Below are 19,792 nucleotides of genomic sequence, written 5' to 3' on the forward strand. Positions count from 1 at the left end.
TCGGCGAGGTCGCCGATGGGGATCGGGGTGCGGCGGGAAGAGTTGTGGAAACGGTGTGCTGCCGATCGGGGGATCCCACCCGCGGCGGGTGGTGGAAGCTAGGTCCACTAGGCGACCTGAACGGTGTTCAAGTATGCTTCGGAGCTGTGACTACCGATCCGTTGAGCTGGTTGGACGAGCGTGCGGCAGAGCGGGTGACCGCTGGGTTGCGGCGCGAGCTGCGGGCACGGGCGCCGCAATCGCCGTCGATCGATCTCGCCTCCAACGACTACCTCGGTCTGGTTCGGCATCCCGAGGTGGTCGAGGGTGCGATCGACGCCGTGCGGCGATGGGGGGCTGGTTCGACCGGGTCCCGGTTGGTCACCGGCACTACGGCCGCGCATGAACAACTCGAGGCCGAGCTTGCCGAATTCGTCGGCGCCGAAGCCGGTTTGGTGTTCGCCTCCGGGTACGCCGCCAACCTGGGCGCGGTGACCGCGCTGGCCGGACGCGGCGCGCTCGTCGTCTCCGACGCGGGCAGTCACGCCTCACTGGTGGACGCCTGCCGGCTGTCGCGGGCGCGGGTGGAGATCGCCGCGCATCGCGATGTCGACGCCGTCGACCGGTTGTTGGCCGCCCGCACCGAGGAACGCGCGCTCGTGCTGACCGATTCGGTGTTCAGCGCCGACGGTGACCTGGCTGCGCTGGCCGAACTGCACGGGGTGACCCGCGCCAATGGCGCGGTGCTGATCGTGGACGAGGCGCATGGTCTCGGCGTGCGCGGCACCGGTGGGCGCGGGCTGGTGCACGAGGTCGGCCTGGCCGGGGAGCCGGACCTGGTTATCACCGCGACCCTCTCGAAAGCTCTTGCCGCCCAAGGTGGTGCCGTGCTGGCTAGTGCGCGGGTCCGCGCACACCTGATCGATGCCGCACGCACCTTCATCTTCGACACCGGCCTCGCGCCTGCCGCCGTCGGCGCGGCGCGTGCAGCTCTGCGATTGCTGCGCCGTGAACCCGGAATGGCCGCCCGCGTGCTCGAGCGGGCCGCCGATATCGCCCGTATCGCCGGTGTGCCTGCACCGGATTCGGCGGTGGTCTCGGTCGTGCTCGGCGAGGCGCAGGTCGCCTACGACGCCGCACGCGCCTGCCGGTCCCGTGGCCTCGACGTCGGCTGCTTCCGTCCGCCGTCGGTCCCGGAGGGCACCTCCCGCCTGCGCCTGACCGCCCGCGCCAACCTCACTCCCGCCGAGCTCGGCACCATTGCCACCGTCCTCACCGAGGTCTTGGCCGAAGCTCGCGGATTGAGCGTGGTGCCGGCATGAGCGGACAGTTCAGCGCCGCAGCTTCGGGCGGCGGCGCCGTGCCGGGCGCCGCGCCGTCGGTCGGCATGCGCTCCGGCCCGGTCGAGCCCGAGTCTTCGCGGGCCCGCGTATTCAGCGAGGTGTGGCCATGAGTCCGCTGTTGATCACCGGAACCTCCACCGAGGTCGGCAAGACCGTGGTGACAGCGGCAATCGCGGCGGCGGCCTGCGCGGCCGGCCGATCGGTCGCGGTGTGCAAGCCCGCCCAAAGCGGTGTCGCTCCGGGCGAACCCGGCGATCTCACCGAGGTCGAGCGCCTGGCAGGTGTCACCCGAACCCTCGAACTCGCCCGCTACCCGGATCCGTTGGCGCCCGACACCGCGGCCCGCCGCTGCGGCCGACCGCTGCTGACCATGGCCGAAACCGTGTCTGCGATAGAGGGTCTCGCCGACGCGGACCTCACCCTGGTCGAAGGCGCGGGCGGACTGCTCGTTCGTATGGGCGAATTCACGCTGCTCGATCTCGCGCAGAAACTCGACGCACCGGTTCTGGTGGTCGTCGCGGCCGGGCTCGGCACTCTCAATCACAGCGAATTGACCACCCGCGCACTGCGATCGGCAGGCGTACGCTGTGCGGGGCTGGTGATCGGCTCCTGGCCCGCCGACCCCGACCTGGCCGCCGAGTGCAACCGCACCGATCTGCCAGCGGTCACCGGCGTCGACGTGGTCGGCGCCATCCCCGCGGGCGCGGGTGCTTGGGGGCGCGACCGCTTTACTGCCGACGCCCCAGGGTGGTTCACGCGCACCTGGTGAAGGCTGAACCTGTTCGGCTCGAGCGGATTTCGCGTTTATTACACACAAAGGTCCGAGCCCTCGCGCATAGTTGCGCTCGGGCACGAGCCGGTGAGTTCGTTCAGCGCACATTCTGGGCACGCGGGCGTGCTCGCGGGCAAGCTGCGCAGGCGGGCGTCCCGGTGGTCCAGGCCGCAACGGGGGACTCACTCACGACTTCGTCGTGGTCGACTCGATTCGCCACACTCACACCGCCGAAGCTGCTGTCGCCCAAGCTGTTACGGTACCGCGAGCCGCCTCGGAGCCGTTGAGAACAGGGATCGACCAAGCTGGGGTTGTGGGGCATGGGGTGGAGGGCGCAGATGGCCGGCGCCGAAACCGACTGTGGCGGTTGGTCACCATGCGCTGGGCAGCGCTACGGGATCAGCGGCCCCCACACGCGCTGGGCTCTTGCGGCCGAGGTAGGCGAGCAGTTGTTCGCCTGGTCTGGTGGTGTAGGTGGGGACCGGTGGCCCGAACAGCGGATCTCGACCGGTGATCGGGACGAGCTGCGGCGCGATGGTCAGTAGATCGCCTGCGAGCTCGTCCGGTATCTGTACCGACGGTGTGTGCGCCACAGCGATATCCCAAGCATGCACGGTCAATTCGAGAGCGCCGGCCGCACCGAGGATTTCGGCGGGCAACGGGGTGTCGGACACCAGCACCGGATTCGGGGAGTAGTGGGCCAGGTCGCCGAGCAGGCCGGTGGCGGCGGCCTGGACATGCGCGACGGCGGTGGCATCGGGATGCCGAGTGGCGGGGGTGGCGTAAATTCGGCCACCCGCAACTCCTTCGCGCAGGGCGGCGATAGATTCCTCGACGTGCGCGAGCAGCATGCGCACGTCCCAGCCGTGGCACGGGGTCGGTCTGGTGAGGTCGGAGCCGAGTCCCCGCAGGGCGCACAGGAGATACAGCACCGATCGGTCGAACAGGTCACGGTTCATAGCAGTGACTTCGGCAGGTCGAAGCCTTCGAAGAGTCCGCTGTCGTGGAAGGAAACGATGCGCTCGATCCCCGTTGGGGTCGCGGTGAGGACATGGATCGAGTGGGCCTCGCCACGCACGTAGAACCCGAAGGCGGGCTGCCCGTTGGCGGCGGTGCGCACCATCTGTACCTCGCCTGCGCGGGTCGGGCATCGCGTCGCGATCAGCCGCACGATGCGGAGGTTGCCGCGGAACCATTCGCGGATCGGTGGCATCTCCATCACCGCATCGGTTTTCAAAAGCTCGGTGAGCGCCGCCATATCGGCGTTCTCGAACGCGGCCGCGTACCGGTCGAGCACCGCACGCACTGCCGGATCGTCGGGCTCGGCGATATCGGCCGTTGCCAAAGGCAGTTGCCGCAGGGTGGCGTGCGCGCGCTGCAACGTGCTGTTGACCGCGGTGACACTCACCTCCAGCAGTTCCGCCACCTCGGATGCTTTCCAGCGCAGCACATCCCGCAGGATCAGCACCGCGCGCTGACGTGGCGGCAGATACTGCCACACGGCGATCAACGCCAGCCGCATTCCTTCGCGAGCGGCAACGATCGCGGCCGGATCCGACGACTCGGGTTCGATGCGGACATCCGGCATCGGCTGTAGCCACGGGATCTCGTTCGAGAGGAACGGCGCGGTCTCCGGATCATCCGACGGCCCCGACAACCCCGACGGCAGCACGCGCCTACTGCTGTGCTGCAGCGCGTTGAGGCAGGCGTTGGTGGCAATCCGATACAGCCACGTCCGCATCGACGCCCGCCCCTCGAAATCGCCATAGGCGCGCCAGGCCCGCAGCATCGTCTCCTGCACCAGATCCTCGGCGTCGTCCACCGAGCCGACCATGCGATAGCAGTGCGCGAGCAATTCCCGCCGGTATTGCGCCGTATGTACGGCGAACTCGTCGATATCGACCATCGGTGCCCCTTTGTCGGCCCATTTCGTGTCGGACCCCGGCCTCGGCATGGAAGTCCTCGAACATGCAGACCGTCCATGTGCTCGGAACTCATCGGTACCGGAAATTCCGGCACCCCCGACCGATGAGTTCCGTCGTCGCGCCGGTCGATATCTGTGCAGGCACGCTGCACAGGAAGGAGCACGGTGAGTACACCAATGGTTTCGGCGGTGACGCAGCGCTGGGTGCTCGCGCTCGGCGCGATCGCCTCGTTGATGGCGGCACTGGACACGCTGGTCGTCGCGACGGCGCTCGGTACTATTCGCGAGAATCTCGGGGCGTCGGTCCAGACGCTCGAATGGACGGTCAACGGATACAACCTGAGTTTTGCCGTATTGCTGATGACTGCCGCGGTCGTCGGCGACCGATTCGGTCGACGGCGGATGTTCGCGGTGGGGCTGGCGATCTTCGTCGCGGCGTCGGCGGCGTGTGCGATGTCGACCTCGGTCGCCGCGCTGATCGCGGCGCGCGTGGTGCAGGGCATCGGCGCGGCGTTGATCATGACACTGGCGCTGGCCTTGGTCAGCGCGGTGTTCCCGCCGCAGCGGCGTGGCATGGCCATGGGAATCCTGCAGGGTATTACGGGCTTGGCGGTCGCGTGCGGTCCGTTGGTCGGTGGCGCCGTATCGGAGGGGCTGTCCTGGCAGTGGATCTTCTGGCTCAACGTCCCGATCGGGCTCATCGCGATTCCGTTGGTGCTGAACCGGATTCCGGAGACCTACGGTCCCGATTCGACGGCGGATGTCGGAGGATTGGCCTTGCTCACCGGTGGTGCGTTCGGTGTGGTGTGGGGCTTGGTCCGCGGCAATGCCGCAGGGTGGGCCAGCGCGGAAATCATGGTCGCGCTGGTCGGCGGTGTCGTACTGATCGTTGCCTTCACCGTGTGGGAGGCGCGCGGGCCCGAGCCGATGATCCCGATGCGGCTGTTCGCCTCGCGCGGGTTCGCGGCCGGTAACACCGCAATCTTCCTGCTGTTCGCCGGGCTGTTCGGTTCGGTGTTCTTCTACGCGCAGTTTCTGCAGATCGTCTTCGGCTACGGGCCGCTAGGGGCCGGGCTGCGACTGTTGCCGTGGACGCTCACCCTGTTCTTCTGCGCACCGGTCGCCGGTGTGGTGGCCGACCGCATCGGCGAACGACCGCTGATGGCAGGTGGATTGGCTATGCAGGCGGGCGGCATGTTCTGGATCGCGCGCATCGCTGAGCCGGCAATGGCATACGGCTCCTTGGTCATTCCATTGGTCATCTCGGGAATCGGTGTATCGATGGCGCTGCCGTCCGCCCAGACAGCGGTGGTCGGCGCCGTCGAGCACGCGATGCTCGGCAAGGCGGCGGGCGCGAACAGCATGATGCGCGAGCTCGGTGGGGTATTCGGGATCGCCGTCGTGGTTGCGGTGTTCACCGGCGCGGGCGGTTACCGATCCGCTGCGGAATTCGTGGGCGGTTTCGGTCCGGCGATAGCGGTCGGAGCGGGATTGTCGCTATTCGGCGCGGCCGTCGCGCTTGCCCTGCCCGGCCGCCGGGCGGCTGTCGCCGCAGCCGCGTCGCCCGAGGTGGTGGCCCCGGTGTGACGAGATCACCAGCTCGGTCGCGGATACGATCGACGGGTTCGCCGGCCGCGCAAAACCGAAAACGGAAGCCGAGTACTGGGCGTGTCGGGGTTGGGTGGCCCGAGGCGTACGACAACCTCGACAAGCTGGAAGCAATCCCGGTACACGCTCGCTAGCGTTCGAGACTCGGAGACATGATGAGCGCCAACCCTTCTCCGATGCCGGACGAGGCGGATGTCCGTCTGAGCGTGTTCGTGCACGGCGTGCGGATGGACTTCGCCGCGTGCATGACTGCCGCACTGTGTTTCATGGAAGAGCACCGATCACGCCATTACGTCGACGCTGTGAACGTGATCCCGGCGACACGAGCAGGTTGGGGCGGGTTACCCAATGAACGGTTGTTTCTGGAACCCTGAGCGGCGAAACCGACCGGTTAGGCAGAGACGGGAGTGACTTAGCCGCGAGGGCGACCGTTCCGGAATTGCACCGGATTCCCGCATCCACCTGGGATGGCGGCTCGGACTCTACCGGTCGGTAGGGTTTTCGGGCGCGGCAGGTGTTCCGTGTTTGCCTGGCAGGACTCCCGGAAACGTGCCTACAGTGAAGAGATGTCGCCGTTGGAGGAACGGCACCCGTCCACCGTCACGGACTGGGACGACGAGCGACGCAAAGCCCGCCTGCGGGATACCGGCCAAGGGCATGGGTGGAAGTCGTTGCGCCGCACCCGGCTGGCGCTGTTGCGGGTCGCCGCACTACTGCTCGCGGGACTCGTGCTGTTCGCCCAGTACTGGGTGCACGACGTCGCGCCGGAGCAGGCCAGGTTGGCGCGTACCGAGCCTGCCATCCTGCCGGTCGCGCCCCCGGCCGACGCCGAGAACTGGGACACCGTCGTGGTCGACATGGTCGGCCTCGGCGGCCTCAATGCCGGCAATACCGCCGCGGCACTGCCGGCGCTGAGCCGAATGGGCGTGGTGTGGGCCATCAAATACGACAACAGCGGCATCGACACCCGGGTGATCGCCGAGTTGATCATCCGCGCCGCGCAGATGTCGGGACTGAAGAACATCGTGCTGGTCGGGCACAGCATGGGCGGGGTGATAGCGCTGGAGGTCGCCAGGCACATCCACACCGACAGCGACCGCCGCCTGGTGTCGGTGATTCTCGATTGCACGCCGATGGACCTGAACGCGGTGCGCCCGGAAAGCCGCGGCCGGGGCGAGGACATGCTGCGTTGGATGGCGTGGTTGCCCGGCGCGCGGGAGAGTCGCGGGCTGCGCCTGACCGTGGAAACCTACGCGCGCCGCGACCGCTTCTTCGACCGGGGTGGCGCAGGGATGCCGGGCATCAGGGTCGCGAAATTGGGCGGGGTGGTGTCGGATGTGCTGCGCGAGAAGATCTTTTCCCGCGACGCGGCGAGCAACGGACTCATCGAGTCGCAATTCCTGGCGATCGTGGCAGGCGGCGCGCTCAACGATCTGCGTGCACTGTCGCGCCCCGTGGACGGCAAACCGCGCCCGGCCATCGTCTTCATCCGTCCGCGCAATCCCGACAACGACCGGGTGGTCGACGTCGAATACTCCCACCAGGTGCTGATCGAGCGCGCCGGCGGCATCGACGGCACGCTGCTGGTGGTGATGACGCGAAACACCGGCCACGCCAACCCGATGCAGCGGCCCCGCGAATACAACACGGTGATCGAGCAGCAGATTCTGCCGTTCGTGCAGCGCTTCCAGCAGCAGGTCCGTGCGACGGCCAGTGCGGCCGGGCCGCGCTGACCGCGCCGGGATAGGGCTCGAATCAGCCTGAAAGTAACCGTATCCGCGCCGGATTTGTCTTGCTTCAATGCCAGAATGCACCAACCACGCACGTTCATGACCGGCCTCCGTGGCCGCACTATCGCCGCAGTGCTCGTCGCGGCGACCGCTGCGACGCTCGGTCTGGCCGGCTGTGCGAACAGTGACAAGACCTCGGCCACTACCGTCGCCGACGTCCCGCTGCCGACCGAGATTCCCGCGGGCACCAAACTCGTTGTCGCCGACCAGCAGGAGCGGCTGCAATCGGTGCTGCGGTTGTCCGGCGAACTGGACAAGCTGCCGTTCAAGGTCGAATTCGCCAACTTCATCGGCGGGCCCGCGATTCTCGAGGCCTTCCGTGGCGGCGCCGCCGACGTCGCGCCGGTAGGCGATGTCCCGCCGATCCACGCGCTGGCGGCCGGGCAGGATGTGCCGATCGTCGCGGCGTACCAGACCAGCGCCAGCGCACTGAAGCTCGCGGTGGCTCCCGGCAAGACCGCAACCACGCTGGCCGATCTGAAGGGCAAGAAGATCGCCTACGCCGAAGGCACCGCCCAGCAGGCTGCGGTGTTGCGCGCGTTGGCCAAGGCCGGGCTGAAAACCGGCGACGTGCAACTGATTCGGCTGCAACTGGCCGAGTTCCTCGACGCGGTGCGCACTGGGCAGGTCGACATCGCACCGCTGATCGAGCCGAACGTCACGCGGCTGCTGCGCACGCCTGGCACCTCACTGATCCCGGACTCCGAGACCACCGGTATCTATGGCGGATTGGCCTACCTGTACGCGCGCCGTGCCGTCGTGGGGGACCCGGCGAAGGCCGCGGCCACACGCGCATTGGTCGGCGCCTACGTGCGGGCGCACCAATGGGCCAATACCCACCAGGATGAGTGGGCGCGTCGGTATTACGTCGACATCCAGAAGGTCAGCGCCGACGACGCCCAACGCATCGTCGAATCGCTCGGTACGTACACCTTCCCGCACCTGGACCAAGTGCTCATCGACCGCCAGCAAGCCACCATCGATGTCATCGACGGTGCCGGTGAGCTGCCGAAGAAGGTACGCGCCGCAGGCGGTTTCGACCTGCGCTTCGATGCTCCCGTCACCCAGGCCGTCACCGAAAGCGGCGCCGCGTTCGAACCGAGGGCACGGTAATGGCCACCGTGGATGCCGGTGTACTCGGTCGGTTCGGCCGTGCCCGCACGGCCCCGGCACCGGTGCTCGCCCGGCGCAAGCCGAGTCGGCCCAGGCTCGGCCCCGGTCGACCGATCCCGTTCGGCATCGCCGTCGGACCGGTGCTGCTGGTGGCCACCTGGGTGATCGGATCCGCCTCCGGCACGCTGGATCCGGAGACACTGCCCGCACCGTGGACGGTCGCCGAGACCGCGGGTGGCCTGATTTCCGATGGCAGACTGCAGTCGAACCTGCTCACCTCCGTCAAGCGTGCCGGCGTCGGGCTCGGCCTCGGTGTCGTCATCGGGGTGGTGCTCGCAGTGATCGCGGGACTGAGCCGGATCGGTGAAGCCTTGGTGGACGGGCCCATTCAGATCAAGCGGGCGATCCCGACGCTGGCGCTGATTCCGCTGTTCATCGTGTGGTTCGGCATCGGCGAGGAGATGAAACTGCTCGTCATCACCACCAGTGTGGCGATTCCGATCTACCTCAACACGCATGCGCAGCTGCGCAGCGTCGACTCCAGGTATGTGGAACTCGCGGCGACGGTAGGGCTTTCGCGCTGGGGATTCATCCAGCGGATCGCGCTGCCCGGATCGCTGCCCGGGTTCTTCACCGGCCTGCGGCTCGCGGTGACCATCGCCTGGCTCGCGCTCGTTGTCGTGGAGCAGGTCAATGCCACCAGCGGCATCGGCTATCTGATGACGCAGGCCCGCACCTACGGCCAGATCGACGTGATCGTCGTCGGACTGGTGATCTACGGCCTGCTCGGTTTGTTCGGCGATATCGCGGTGCGCGCGGTGGAACGGAGGGCACTGTCATGGCGGCAGACACTGGCCGACTGAACGTGGTGCGAACCCGCGACCTGTATCGCGGGTTCGGTGACCGGGCGGTCTTGCGCGGCATCGACCTCGATATCGCGCGCGGTGAATTCGTCGCGTTGCTCGGCCGCAGCGGTTCGGGCAAGAGCACCCTGCTGCGGGCGCTGGCCGAATTGGACTACGACGTGCCGGGATCCGGCGAGCTGACCGTGCCGACCGAACGCGCCGTGGTCTTCCAGGACTCGCGGCTGCTGCCATGGATCCGGTTGCTGGACAACGTGACTCTCGGCCTCTCCGGTGCCGGAGCCGCCGATCGCGGGCGCACCGCGCTGGCCGAGGTCGGCCTTGCCGGTCGGGAAAAGGCATGGCCCAAGGAGCTTTCCGGCGGCGAGCAGCAGCGGGTCGCGCTGGCGCGCTCGCTGGTCAGGGAGCCGCAACTGCTGCTGGCCGACGAACCGTTCGGTGCGCTCGACGCACTCACCCGCATCAAAATGCATGCGCTGCTGCAGGACCTGTGCGCCGAGCACAAGCCTGCGGTGCTGCTGGTGACCCACGATGTCGACGAAGCCGTGCTGCTCGCCGACCGCGTGCTGGTCCTGGACGAAGGGCGGATCGCGCTGGATCAGCGCATCGACCTGGCACGGCCACGCCGCCACAGCGATCCCGGCTTCACTCGGCTGCGGGAATCGCTGCTGGCCAGCCTCGGCGTCGACACCACGCCACCTCACATCGACGAAGAGAAGAAGGCGTCATGAGCTCACCGCGTCAACTCAGCCTCAATGCGTTCATCTACCCCTCCGGGCATCACGAGGCAGCGTGGCGGCACACCGACAGTCAGCCGGGCCGGATCTACGACGTTGCCTATTACCAGGAGATCGGCCGCACCGCCGAAGCCGCGAAACTCGACGCGGTGTTCTTCGCCGACGGGCCGGCGTTGCGTACCAATGTCAAACACAATGCGGGCTCGGGGCTGGAGCCGATCACGCTGCTCACCGCCATCGCCACGGCGACAACCCATCTCGGCCTGATCGCGACCGCCTCGACCACCTACTACGAGCCCTACAATCTGGCCAGGCTGTTCTCCACCCTGGACCACATCTCCGGTGGCCGGGCCGGGTGGAATATCGTCACCACCGGAACCGACCTCGCCGCAGCCAATTTCGGTCTCGCCGAGCATCCGTCGCACGCCGAGCGCTACGCCCGAGCCAGAGAGTTCGTGGATGCGGTCGTCGCGCTGTGGGACAGCTGGGAAGACGACGCGATCGTGCTCGACCAGGCGGCAGGGATCTACGCCGACCCGGACAAGATCCATCCGATCGACTTCGTCGGCGAATATCTGAAGGTGCGTGGGCCGTTCAATGCGCCGCGCACGCCGCAGGGGTATCCAGTGCTGGTGCAGGCCGGGGCCTCCAATGACGGCCGTGCGTTCGCGGGCAAGTACGCCGAAGCGATCTTCACCGCGCATCAGCGCCTCGAAGACGCGCAGGATTTCTATTCCGATATCAAGGCGAAGGCCAGGGAATTCGGTCGCGACGCCGACCACATCAAGATCCTGCCCGGCATCAGCCCTTTCATCGCCGACACCGAGGCGGCCGCCAAGAAGCTGGAACGGGAGTTCAACGAGCTCACCGTCCCCGAGTACGGCCTGAAGCAGTTGGAGGGCATCGCGGGCAAGAGCCTGCGCCACCTCGCGCTCGACGAGCCGGTGCCCGTCGAATTATTCAGCGACGCAGGCGATGTCACCGACAACGCCCGAAGCCGTCTGCAAGTGGTCGCAGGCATCGTGCAGCGTGAACGCCCGACCGTCCGCGGCCTGCTGCACCGCCTCGCGGGCGCCCGCGGGCATCGCGTATTCGCGGGCACACCGGAGCAGGTGGCCGACACCATCGAGGAATGGTTCCGCAACGGCGCCGCCGACGGCTTCAACGTCATGCCGCCCTACTACCCCGGCGGTCTGGAGGTCTTCGCGGAAACAGTGGTCCCGATCCTGCAGCAGCGTGGCCTCTTCCGCACCGAATACGCCGGCAGCACTCTCCGCGACCACTTCGGCCTGCCCCGCCCCGAAAGCCAATTCGCCCGCCGCCCGGCCTTGGCTCCGTGAGCGGGCCCGGAGAACTCGGCCGTCGCAGGCCGGCTCACACCAGGTCAGGTGCGCAGCTGGGGTGATTCTCCGCTGCGTCGGCACTGGAACTCGCTGGCGTGGCAGTCTCCTCGGCCTCGGCCTGATCATGCCCGTCGGTGCTTACCTCGCGCTGGGGGCAACGTGCCGAATCCGGGGTTCGGCGGGTGCCACCAGGTGTGTTCTCGGTCAGCGGACGCGGGTGCCGAGGAGGTGGCGGACGCCGCCGACGAACAGTTGCAGGCCGAAGTCGAAACGGGCGGTGGCGTCGGGGGTTTCGTCGAGCGGGGAGGCGTCGTCGGAGAGGGCGCCGACCGAGTCCATCTGCATTCTGGACTGTTCGTCGACTGTTTGGCCGAGGACGTAGTACAGCAGGGTGTAGGCGGCCAGTTCGCCTTCGTGCCGGGGCATGCCTGCGCGGATTGCCGCGCTCACCAGGCGTTCCCGGCCCTTGTTCGTGGTGAGACGGGAGGCGTAGGTGGCCGAGACCAGTTCGGCGCCGTCGCGGTAGGCCAGTAGGCAGTTGCGCAGGCGATGCGCCAGTTCGGTGATCTGGCCCGACCATTCGATCGCGTCGATCGGCTCGTCCATCGGCGCGAGAATCTTGTCGGCGACCGCGCCGAGCAACGCCTGTTTATTGGGGAAATGCCAGTACAGGGCCCCGGGCTGCACCTGTAGTGAGCCCGCGAGCCTGCGCATGGTCAGATCGGCGAGACCGTATTGGTCGAGAATGGCGACAGCGCCGTCGACCACGTCCGCCCTGTGCAGTTGCACCCGGATTCCTTCCCCGTCGTGTTTTGACTCACTCTTACCATTACCCTAGCCTGAACACCGTTCAAGTTGCACGGCCACCTGGGGTGAACCCCAGCGGATCGACCGTGTACTGCACCGGACGAAGGGATTCGTGCAGTGACCCAGGCACCCGTTCAGACCGATATCTTGGCCATTGCCCGCGAGCAGGTGCTCGAGCGTGGTGCCGGCCTGACCCAGGAGCAGACCCTAGAGGTGCTGCGGCTCGGTGACGATCGGCTCGAAGACCTACTGGCCCTCGCGCACGAGGTGCGCATGAAGTGGTGCGGCCCCGAGGTCGAGGTCGAGGGCATCATCAGCCTCAAGACCGGCGGCTGCCCGGAAGACTGCCACTTCTGTTCCCAGTCGGGCCTGTTCCAGTCGCCGGTGCGCGCCGCCTGGCTCGATATTCCCAGCCTCGTCGAGGCGGCCAAGCAGACCGCCAAGTCCGGCGCCACCGAGTTCTGCATCGTCGCCGCTGTCCGCGGCCCGGACGAGCGGCTGATGGCGCAGGTCGCCGCGGGTGTCGAGGCCATCCGCAACGAGGTCGACATCCAGGTCGCCTGTTCGCTGGGCATGCTCACCCAGGAGCAGGTCGACCAGCTGGCCGCCATGGGCGTGCACCGCTACAACCACAACCTGGAGACCTCCCGTTCGCACTTTCCGAACGTGGTCACCACGCACAGCTGGGAAGAGCGCTGGGACACCCTGCGCATGGTGCGCGAAGCGGGCATGGAGGTGTGCTGCGGCGGTATCCTCGGCATGGGCGAAAGCCTGGAGCAGCGCGCCGAATTCGCCGCCGATCTCGCGAAGCTCGATCCCGACGAGGTCCCGCTGAACTTCCTCAACCCGCGCCCCGGCACCCCTTTCGGTGACCTCGAAGTGCTGCCCGCATCCGATGCGCTGCGCGCCGTCGCCGCGTTCCGACTTGCGTTGCCGCGCACCATGCTTCGCTTCGCGGGTGGCCGCGAGATCACCCTCGGCGACCTCGGCGCGAAGCAGGGCATCCTCGGCGGCATCAACGCCGTTATCGTCGGCAACTACCTGACCACCCTCGGACGGCCCGCCGAAGCAGACCTGGATCTGCTCGGCGAGTTGAAGATGCCCATCAAAGCGCTCAACGAAACGCTCTGATCCGCCCGCCTTGCGACGAAAGGGGCAGGCGCGATGAGTACTGTCATGGATATGGACGAGCGCTACAACCCGTTCACCGGTAAGCGGATCGTGCCGGGTCTGGATGACCCGGTGCCGACCGCTGCCGCGCTGGGGCTGGAACCGCCGCGCTTCTGTGCAGAGTGCGGTCGCCGGATGGTCGTGCAGGTGAGCCCGGACGGCTGGTGGGCGAAGTGTTCACGGCACGGGGTGCTCGACTCGGCGAGTCTGGAACGCCGCTAGTGGTGGCGCGCGCTGTGGGGATGCGGCGTGAGGTGCGCGCCGCGGTGGTCGTCGGCGTCGCGGTGTTGCTGCTCAGTGTGCTCGGTGGTGTCGTGTGGGGTTGGCTCGCCCCGACCGAGCAGTTGCTGGTGGTCCAGCCCGGCCGTGGCTCCATACTGACCGGGGAGAGCGTGCATCAGTTCGACGCGCTCGCGATCTTCGTGTGCGTCGGCGCGGTGACCGGCGTGCTGTCCGCGGTGGGCGCGTGGCGGTGGCGTGCGGTACGTGGGCCGATCGTGCAAGTCGGGCTACTGGCCGGGTCTCTCGCGGGCGCTTTCGCGATGTCCTGGGTGGGCGAGCAGCTCACCCGGTGGCAGCATCCGCGTCCACACGATCCGCCCGTCGGGCAGATCGTCGTCCTGCCGACCGAGGTGAGCAGCTGGCTGGCACTGATCGTGCAGCCGCTGCTGGCGTCGCTGGTGGTGTTGTTCGTCGCCGCGCTCTACCCGTCGGACGATCTGGGCACCGGATTCAGTGGGCCGTTGGGGAAGTCCAGGCCGGTCGACGATCGATCCTTCACCGGGGCAAGCGTTTACCGCCCGTATGTCGCCGAGCATGCGGGCAATGGGCCCGCCCCCTACGGTGGGTACGAGCAGGTCCCGGAACCCGGATCCGATTCGATGCCGCAGTCTCGACCCACCCACTGACGCGTTGGCCGAACCGTTGCCTGCGGGGCCGTGCGGAACTACCACAACCACCTAGAATTGTGGGATACGCTCTGCGTTCAGAGAGGAACGGGTCGTGGCGTTCGTCGGTAACGGGCCGGTCGTCGAGGAGCTCGACGCGAAGTTCTGGCGGGTGGCCGCGCCACTGGTCTATCACGGTGCCGACGAGGAATTCGTTGTCCCCGAAGGCTTTCGCACCGATTTCGCCTCGGTGCCGCGCGCGTTCGTCTGGTTGATTCCCCGCTACGGCGTCTACACCAGGGCCGCCATTCTGCACGACTACCTGCGCAGCTCCGGCGTGGTCGGCACGGCCGACGCAGACGGCATCTTCAGGCGCGCACTGCGCGAGGCAAGAGTGTCGGTGCCGCGCCGCTGGATAATGTGGGCCGCAGTGCGTTTGGGCAGCCGCCTGCGCGGCGCAGGCCCGTTGGACATCGCCCGCTTCGTGCTGATCGCCGCGCTGGCAGTGCCGTTCCTCGCTATTCCCGCGACTGTGGTGCAGCTGTTTCTCATGCTGTTCTGGCTGGTCGAGCTGGTGTTCTGGGGCGTGGCGAACATTGGACGCCGGGCGACTGCGCCGCCACCGCCGACGCCGCAGATGAAGACGGCCTGACCGATCCGATAGCGGCCGACGATATCGCCGCGGCTGCGCGCCCGGTCATCCCGATGCCGTCGCCGGTGGCCGATGACGGCGAGGAGATCGCCGCAGTCGCCGCGTGCTGGGAACACGCGCGCAGTGTTGTCGAGAACCAGCCGACCTGGTCGTACCACTGCCTGCGAACTGACTGAATGTTCCGGTCCGGAACCAAGATCCGATGCTTCCAGCTGCACGTTTACCGGATTGGATCGGCGCGACCGGACGCTACCGTCGACCGGCTGCCTACTCTCGCTACAGGTCGGGAGCGTCGCCTCCGACACCAGAAGTGGAGGAGGACAGGTGGATTCGAGTGAACCGGAACCCCGTTGGCGCCCAGCACCGCGAACGGTCTTCTCCCAGCAGTTCGCCGCGCTCTTCGATGCGGCAGGCAATCCGACGCTGCGCCGGGTTGCGGCCGCGGCCGAGGCGCGCATGCGAGCCACCCGAGCGGCCGGGCAGAAGGGCGGTGCATCGATCCAGCGCATCAGCGATTGGAAGGCGGGGCGCAATGTGCCCGCCCGCTTCGAATCCCTGCTGCCCGTATTGCTCACGCTCCTCGACGAGGCGCGCGAGTCCAGTAAGCCCGTGCCGCCTGCGCTGCTGGATCTGCGGGTGTGGCGACGACTGTGGACGGCGTCGAACGAGTGGGACCCCGAGTCCGACACTGCGCAGTGCCCGTACCTCGGCTTGACCTCCTACCGCAGACAGGACGCAGATCTGTTCTTCGGCCGTACCCGACCGACCGTCGAACTCGCCGAATTGGTGCGCGCGACAGTGGGTCCCGACGGTCACGGTGGGATCGTGATGCTCGTCGGCGCCTCCGGCGCGGGTAAATCGTCGCTGCTCGAGGCAGGTTTGCTACCTGCTCTTGCCGATCCGCTCGAGGACTGGGCGATCGCGACCATGACGCCTGGGCGAGCCCCGGTCGGCAGTCTTTACGCCGCCATCGATGTCGTGCACAGCCAGGAGTCGGTCCGCTCCGAATATGCCTACGGTGCCACGGGTTCCGAACGCGGCCCCGACACGGCGAACTCCGCCGCTTCCGAGAACGCAGGGGGTTCTCCGGAGTCCGTGGAATCCGCCACCGCGGCGCTGGCCGATTGGGGCATCGGCCGGCGCCGCCTGTTGATCGTTGACCGGTTCGAGGAACTGTTCACCCTGTGCCACGACCCGCAACAGCGCGAGATGTTCCTGGCCGCGCTCGAACACCGGGCCATCCGCGGCGAGCACGCCCCGGCCGCTGTCGTGCTGGCGGTGCGCGCCGACTTCTATGCGCAATGTCTGGACGTTCCGGTGTTGGAGGACGCTCTCGAGCATCGCAGTTACTTGCTCGGCCCGATGCGCCTGGACGAACTGGCGGAAGCAATCAGCCGCCCTGCCGAATTGGCAGGCTGCAAAGTGGAATCCGGTTTGAATGAGCTCGTCATCAGTGAGCTGTGTGGCCTCGGCGGTGGAGGGGTCCGCCGAGGCTACGACCTGGGAGCCCTGCCGCTGGTATCCCACGTGATGGTCGGCGAGATCGCTTGCCTTCAGTCCGGACGGGCCTCTACTGGTTTCCGGCGGCAGGCAAGTGCGAATGTGGGACTTCACGGATATCAGAGATCCGCAGCCGATCGAATACCCGGCCGTCACGGCAGACTCGTCGTCGGTCTGGTTCGTCGATTTCTATGGTGACGGTGGGTATTTGATCGGCGTCGACACGGGCGGCAGAGCCCGGCTGTGGGACCTCGACACACAGCACACGATCACCCGGATTTGCGAGGTGACTCGGTCGCTGATGAACCGGCGGGTGTGGGAGGACCACATGCTGGAGCTCCCTTACGACCCGCCATGTGAATAGGTAGGAGCTCGAAGGTGCCGTACCTGCCGATAAATGAGTGGAGAGCGGGCTGTCGGCGCGGATACCGTTGATCCGCAGTCGGTTCGGACAGCGCGACTGTGGGAAGGAGGTGTTGGCAATGAACGAACGTAACCAGGCATTGGTATTGGCGGGGATGTACCCGGAGCAGAGTGGGGAGCGGCCGGATTTGGTGGCGTGGCGGCGGCGCGATGCGCTGCGCCGGTCCAGTGCTGCGCAACCTGTTCCCAGCAAGCGGCAGTATCGCCGTACGCGCAAACATAGGAATCGGTCGCAGGATTCGTGACGCTGCGGTATTCGATGGGACGGCTGACCGGTGATGGGTGACAGCTGACCGGTGTCGGCTGGTCCGGTGACGGCCGACAGTGACGGCTGAGGTGACGGGTCGACTGCTGACGGTCGTCAGGTGACCGCTGACGAGCGACGGCTGACTGGTGACGGGTGACTGGTGACCGCTGACCGCCGACGGCGGAGGTCGCCGAGTCGGGTGCGGTCCGCGTTCGGGGGAACGCGGCCATGACCGCTGTTCGGGGGCGACTGGACAGTCAGCCGTGCCGGGCCCAGACTCGGATGATAAGTAGTGTCGCCGGTGGGGTGCAGAATGCGTGATGACTGGTGCCCGAGTGTGGCCGAGCGGGTCGATCAGCTGTTCGCGACGTTTCACGCGCGGACGGAACCGGAGCGGTCCGGCGACGAAGTGGCTCGGGAGCTGACGCGGCGGGTGAGGTTCCCGGTATCGGCCGGGGTATTGAAGGCGTTGCGGCGCGGGGTTTCCGATGGCGATCCCGCGGTCCTGGTCGCGTTGGCGGGCTATTTCGGTGTTCCAGGATGCTATCTCACGGATTCCGGTCCAGAAGTCGTAGTGCTGCATCGGAATTTGGAGCTGTTGCGGAGCATTCGTGCGGCCGGTGTCACCCGGTTGGCGTTGCGTGGTGGCGGTGCCCTGCGTGCGGATGCCGACCTGTCCGCCCTGGTGCGGGCGCTGGATGCCTTGTGAGTCCCGATCCGCGGAGGGATCCGATCATCGAGCAGCTGTGGCGGATGGCGGAATTGCTTGCCGTGCCACTGCCGTGGACTCTGGCGGCATTCATAGAGCGGGCCGAAGCTGTGACAGGCAAGCGAATTCGGCTATTGCCGGTGGCGGGTCTGCACACCGAGGCAGCGCCGTGCGGGCTGGTATTGGAACGCACGGCCGAGATCGTCATCGCCTATGACGCGGCGGCTTCGGATGCGGATGTCGGCCATATCGTTCGGCACGAGGTGGGACATCTGCTGCTGAACCAGATCGGTGGCGCGCCGGACCGGTCGATGACCGAAGCCGTCGAGGCCCTGTTTCCCGAATTCGACCGCGATGAGGTGCTGCACGTTCTCGGACCAGAGGATCGCGGCGACGAAACCAGCCGACGGTGCACCGTCCCGCCATGCTGATTGCCGTCAGTTAGCCAGTCGATCATTCGGTCCGCGGTACCGGGTGCCCGACAGGGTGCGCCGAGACTGCTGTCCGCGGGGTTTGCCTGCCGGCCTGGGACGCGTAGTCGGTGAGTCGTTCTCCAGAGCGATGATCGGCGTCGACCGGCAACCACCAGGTCGTCGCTGTGCCGATTCTTGTCCGGTCCGGACAACTGCGCCTTGGCGGTTCGCTCTCATGCGTCCGGTCCGGAATTCTCTGTAAATCGCCGTGATCAGCGCATTTACCAACTCGAGCGCGGCCGTTCACGACATCGGCCGTGCCGGTCGCCTAGCGTCGAAGTCGTACGATTGATCGAACATCGGGCGGGGCATGATCCGGATTCGGTCGGTAACAAGAAGATCCGTTTCGAATCAGAGGGGGAATCGTGTTGTGGAAATCCGTAGCGGTCGGGGCCATGCTGCTGCTGGTGACCGTAGCCGTTGGCGCGCCGGTTGCCGGCGCGGAGTCGACAGCTGAGGTTGCGGGCCGCGGCGCTGTTGTCACGGAACAGGTTGTCACGGAACATGCTGTGGTTCCGTGTCTTTGGCCCGTCTGCATCTTGCGATAGCGGCCGCGAACCACGGTCCGGCATCCGGTCTGCCGGATGTCGGACCACCTGCGACGCAGCGGCGTGAGTGGGGTGTCGGCCACCGTCCGACCCACATGCGGCGGTCAGGTCGGCGGGCGCAACGCCGCGAATTCGTCGGTGACGCGCAGGCCGGAGTCGGTGAAGCGGTACACCGCGGCGGGCCGACCACCCGCGCGGCCGGGGGCTGCGGTGGCACCGGTGGGAGTGATGACCTTGCGCCGGGTCAGGACTCGTTGCAGGTTCGTGGTGTCGACGTCGTATCCGAGTGCAGCGCAATAGATTTCGCGCAGGGTGGACATGGTGAAGCGGTCGGGAGCCAGGGCGAAGGCAATGTTGGTGTAGGAGAGTTTCGCAGCGAGTCGGGTGCGGGCGTGGTCGACGACCGTGCCGTGGTCGAAGGACATATCGGGCAGGGCCGAGACCGGGTGCCACGCGGTGTCGGAGGGCAGCTGTGGATCCGCGGTCAGCGGGACGAGGCCGAGGTAGGCCGAGGCGATGCGGCGCGGGTGGGGGACCCGGTCGGGCTTGCTGAAGACCGACAGCTGCTCCAGGTGGGTCAGCTCGCGCACGTCGACCTTTTCGGCGAGTTGGCGCCTGGCCGAGTCGTCGAGGTCTTCATCGTCGCGCAGTCGGCCGCCCGGTAGCGACCAGGTGCCCTTCTGCGGGTCGAGTGCGCGCTGCCACAGCAGCACGGCGAGTTCGGTTCGCTGGTCGGGTGGGCAGCGTCGGATGACCTCGCCGGAGCGCTCTGCGGGGCCGGGACCTGCGGTGATATCGGAGGGGAAGCGCCGGACCTGGAACACCGCGGTGAGCGATTCGTGGATGGTGTTACTATGGGGCACGTTTTCGATTATAAGTCGAAAACCTGGTTTGGTGCGAATTC

21 protein-coding genes and 2 pseudogenes are annotated in these 19,792 nt (G+C 67.2%); 19 read left to right on the plus strand and 4 right to left on the minus strand.

Features of this window, described 5'->3' with window-relative positions; all coding sequences use genetic code 11:
• The first annotated feature begins 146 nt into the window (after positions 1 to 146).
• Genes OHQ90_RS16585 through bioD form a run of 3 tightly spaced genes read left to right on the plus strand, consistent with a single transcriptional unit; the run spans position 147 to position 2,091 of the window.
• Positions 147 to 1,301, plus strand: a complete 1,155-nt coding sequence (locus OHQ90_RS16585) for an 8-amino-7-oxononanoate synthase (RefSeq protein WP_328411500.1) — start codon at positions 147 to 149, stop codon at positions 1,299 to 1,301.
• A complete protein-coding gene (locus OHQ90_RS16590) occupies positions 1,298 to 1,432 on the plus strand; it encodes a hypothetical protein (protein ID WP_328411501.1) in 135 nt (44 codons plus the stop codon). Before OHQ90_RS16585 ends, OHQ90_RS16590 begins: the two co-directional genes overlap by 4 nt.
• Entirely contained in the window at positions 1,429 to 2,091 is a 663-nt protein-coding gene (gene bioD, locus OHQ90_RS16595; protein ID WP_328411502.1) for a dethiobiotin synthase, read from the plus strand. The genes OHQ90_RS16590 and bioD overlap by 4 nt, the downstream gene beginning before the upstream one ends.
• Before the next feature lie 374 nt (positions 2,092 to 2,465).
• Here bioD and OHQ90_RS16600 read toward each other — a convergent pair whose 3' ends face one another.
• Positions 2,466 to 3,053, minus strand: a complete 588-nt coding sequence (locus OHQ90_RS16600) for a maleylpyruvate isomerase family mycothiol-dependent enzyme (RefSeq protein WP_328411504.1) — start codon at positions 3,051 to 3,053, stop codon at positions 2,466 to 2,468.
• Positions 3,050 to 4,000, minus strand: coding sequence for a sigma-70 family RNA polymerase sigma factor (locus OHQ90_RS16605; RefSeq protein WP_328411506.1), 951 nt, complete (start codon positions 3,998 to 4,000; stop codon positions 3,050 to 3,052). The genes OHQ90_RS16600 and OHQ90_RS16605 overlap by 4 nt, the downstream gene beginning before the upstream one ends.
• A gap of 183 nt (positions 4,001 to 4,183) precedes the next feature.
• Between OHQ90_RS16605 and OHQ90_RS16610 the strand changes: the two genes are divergently transcribed.
• From OHQ90_RS16610 to OHQ90_RS16640, 7 genes are all read left to right on the plus strand, one after another.
• Positions 4,184 to 5,605: a DHA2 family efflux MFS transporter permease subunit gene (locus tag OHQ90_RS16610; protein ID WP_328411507.1), complete on the plus strand. Its 1,422-nt coding sequence runs from the start codon at positions 4,184 to 4,186 to the stop codon at positions 5,603 to 5,605.
• Positions 5,606 to 5,778: 173 nt separating this feature from the next.
• A complete protein-coding gene (locus OHQ90_RS16615) occupies positions 5,779 to 6,000 on the plus strand; it encodes a hypothetical protein (RefSeq protein ID WP_328411509.1) in 222 nt (73 codons plus the stop codon).
• Positions 6,001 to 6,192: 192 nt separating this feature from the next.
• A complete protein-coding gene (locus tag OHQ90_RS16620; RefSeq protein ID WP_328411511.1) occupies positions 6,193 to 7,359 on the plus strand; it encodes an alpha/beta hydrolase in 1,167 nt (388 codons plus the stop codon).
• A gap of 75 nt (positions 7,360 to 7,434) precedes the next feature.
• The gene (locus OHQ90_RS16625) at positions 7,435 to 8,529 is read left to right on the plus strand and encodes an ABC transporter substrate-binding protein (RefSeq protein ID WP_328411513.1); all 1,095 of its coding nucleotides are present in this window, start codon (positions 7,435 to 7,437) and stop codon (positions 8,527 to 8,529) included.
• The gene (locus OHQ90_RS16630) at positions 8,529 to 9,392 is read left to right on the plus strand and encodes an ABC transporter permease (RefSeq protein ID WP_328411515.1); all 864 of its coding nucleotides are present in this window, start codon (positions 8,529 to 8,531) and stop codon (positions 9,390 to 9,392) included. The genes OHQ90_RS16625 and OHQ90_RS16630 overlap by 1 nt, the downstream gene beginning before the upstream one ends.
• Positions 9,368 to 10,123: an ABC transporter ATP-binding protein gene (locus tag OHQ90_RS16635; protein ID WP_328411517.1), complete on the plus strand. Its 756-nt coding sequence runs from the start codon at positions 9,368 to 9,370 to the stop codon at positions 10,121 to 10,123. Before OHQ90_RS16630 ends, OHQ90_RS16635 begins: the two co-directional genes overlap by 25 nt.
• Complete coding sequence (locus OHQ90_RS16640; RefSeq protein ID WP_328411519.1) at positions 10,120 to 11,469, plus strand: LLM class flavin-dependent oxidoreductase; 1,350 nt, start codon at positions 10,120 to 10,122, stop codon at positions 11,467 to 11,469. Before OHQ90_RS16635 ends, OHQ90_RS16640 begins: the two co-directional genes overlap by 4 nt.
• Positions 11,470 to 11,676: 207 nt before the next feature.
• On the opposite strand, the gene OHQ90_RS16645 is transcribed toward OHQ90_RS16640, so the two are convergent.
• Positions 11,677 to 12,261, minus strand: coding sequence for a TetR/AcrR family transcriptional regulator C-terminal domain-containing protein (locus OHQ90_RS16645; RefSeq protein WP_328411520.1), 585 nt, complete (start codon positions 12,259 to 12,261; stop codon positions 11,677 to 11,679).
• A gap of 135 nt (positions 12,262 to 12,396) precedes the next feature.
• On the opposite strand from OHQ90_RS16645, the gene bioB reads away from it, so the two are divergent.
• From bioB to OHQ90_RS16685, 9 genes and pseudogenes are all read left to right on the plus strand, one after another.
• Positions 12,397 to 13,410: a biotin synthase BioB gene (gene bioB, locus OHQ90_RS16650; RefSeq protein WP_328411522.1), complete on the plus strand. Its 1,014-nt coding sequence runs from the start codon at positions 12,397 to 12,399 to the stop codon at positions 13,408 to 13,410.
• A gap of 33 nt (positions 13,411 to 13,443) precedes the next feature.
• Positions 13,444 to 13,671 carry a biotin synthase auxiliary protein BsaP gene (bsaP, locus tag OHQ90_RS16655; protein WP_328411524.1) on the plus strand — a complete coding sequence of 76 codons (228 nt, stop codon included), beginning with the start codon at positions 13,444 to 13,446 and terminating at the stop codon, positions 13,669 to 13,671.
• 20 nt (positions 13,672 to 13,691) lie between these two features.
• Positions 13,692 to 14,357, plus strand: a complete 666-nt coding sequence (locus OHQ90_RS16660; RefSeq protein WP_328412895.1) for a DUF2567 domain-containing protein — start codon at positions 13,692 to 13,694, stop codon at positions 14,355 to 14,357.
• 94 nt (positions 14,358 to 14,451) lie between these two features.
• Positions 14,452 to 14,988 (plus strand): DUF1353 domain-containing protein, encoded by a 537-nt coding sequence (locus OHQ90_RS16665; RefSeq protein WP_328411526.1) that lies wholly within the window; start codon positions 14,452 to 14,454, stop codon positions 14,986 to 14,988.
• 456 nt (positions 14,989 to 15,444) lie between these two features.
• A pseudogene (locus OHQ90_RS16670) lies at positions 15,445 to 16,461 on the plus strand (nSTAND1 domain-containing NTPase); the annotation flags it as partial.
• A gap of 97 nt (positions 16,462 to 16,558) precedes the next feature.
• Positions 16,559 to 16,852: pseudogene (locus tag OHQ90_RS39425) on the plus strand (hypothetical protein); the annotation flags it as partial.
• A 118-nt stretch (positions 16,853 to 16,970) separates the two neighbouring features.
• Positions 16,971 to 17,156, plus strand: coding sequence for a hypothetical protein (locus tag OHQ90_RS16675; protein WP_328411530.1), 186 nt, complete (start codon positions 16,971 to 16,973; stop codon positions 17,154 to 17,156).
• A gap of 315 nt (positions 17,157 to 17,471) precedes the next feature.
• Positions 17,472 to 17,867 (plus strand): hypothetical protein, encoded by a 396-nt coding sequence (locus tag OHQ90_RS16680; RefSeq protein WP_328411532.1) that lies wholly within the window; start codon positions 17,472 to 17,474, stop codon positions 17,865 to 17,867.
• Entirely contained in the window at positions 17,864 to 18,298 is a 435-nt protein-coding gene (locus OHQ90_RS16685) for a hypothetical protein (protein ID WP_328411534.1), read from the plus strand. The genes OHQ90_RS16680 and OHQ90_RS16685 overlap by 4 nt, the downstream gene beginning before the upstream one ends.
• A gap of 694 nt (positions 18,299 to 18,992) precedes the next feature.
• On the opposite strand, the gene OHQ90_RS16690 is transcribed toward OHQ90_RS16685, so the two are convergent.
• Positions 18,993 to 19,751 (minus strand): NUDIX hydrolase, encoded by a 759-nt coding sequence (locus OHQ90_RS16690; RefSeq protein WP_328411536.1) that lies wholly within the window; start codon positions 19,749 to 19,751, stop codon positions 18,993 to 18,995.
• Positions 19,752 to 19,792 lie beyond the last annotated feature (41 nt).

The organism is Nocardia sp. NBC_00403 (assembly GCF_036046055.1).
Lineage (GTDB): Bacteria > Actinomycetota > Actinomycetes > Mycobacteriales > Mycobacteriaceae > Nocardia.

What these genes read in the sequence shown, in the direction of transcription:
- OHQ90_RS16660 (WP_328412895.1), top strand. Translation starts at nt 13,692, where the DNA reads ATGCGGCGTGAGGTGCGCGCCGCGGTGGTCGTCGGCGTCGCGGTGTTG.
- OHQ90_RS16675 (WP_328411530.1), top strand. Translation starts at nt 16,971, where the DNA reads ATGAACGAACGTAACCAGGCATTGGTATTGGCGGGGATGTACCCGGAG.
- OHQ90_RS16625 (WP_328411513.1), top strand. Translation starts at nt 7,435, where the DNA reads ATGCACCAACCACGCACGTTCATGACCGGCCTCCGTGGCCGCACTATC.
- OHQ90_RS16630 (WP_328411515.1), top strand. Translation starts at nt 8,529, where the DNA reads ATGGCCACCGTGGATGCCGGTGTACTCGGTCGGTTCGGCCGTGCCCGC.
- OHQ90_RS16600 (WP_328411504.1), bottom strand. Translation starts at nt 3,053, where the DNA reads ATGAACCGTGACCTGTTCGACCGATCGGTGCTGTATCTCCTGTGCGCC.
- OHQ90_RS16640 (WP_328411519.1), top strand. Translation starts at nt 10,120, where the DNA reads ATGAGCTCACCGCGTCAACTCAGCCTCAATGCGTTCATCTACCCCTCC.
- OHQ90_RS16605 (WP_328411506.1), bottom strand. Translation starts at nt 4,000, where the DNA reads ATGGTCGATATCGACGAGTTCGCCGTACATACGGCGCAATACCGGCGG.
- OHQ90_RS16620 (WP_328411511.1), top strand. Translation starts at nt 6,193, where the DNA reads ATGTCGCCGTTGGAGGAACGGCACCCGTCCACCGTCACGGACTGGGAC.
- OHQ90_RS16680 (WP_328411532.1), top strand. Translation starts at nt 17,472, where the DNA reads ATGCGTGATGACTGGTGCCCGAGTGTGGCCGAGCGGGTCGATCAGCTG.
- OHQ90_RS16590 (WP_328411501.1), top strand. Translation starts at nt 1,298, where the DNA reads ATGAGCGGACAGTTCAGCGCCGCAGCTTCGGGCGGCGGCGCCGTGCCG.
- bioD (WP_328411502.1), top strand. Translation starts at nt 1,429, where the DNA reads ATGAGTCCGCTGTTGATCACCGGAACCTCCACCGAGGTCGGCAAGACC.
- bsaP (WP_328411524.1), top strand. Translation starts at nt 13,444, where the DNA reads ATGAGTACTGTCATGGATATGGACGAGCGCTACAACCCGTTCACCGGT.
- OHQ90_RS16615 (WP_328411509.1), top strand. Translation starts at nt 5,779, where the DNA reads ATGATGAGCGCCAACCCTTCTCCGATGCCGGACGAGGCGGATGTCCGT.
- OHQ90_RS16635 (WP_328411517.1), top strand. Translation starts at nt 9,368, where the DNA reads ATGGCGGCAGACACTGGCCGACTGAACGTGGTGCGAACCCGCGACCTG.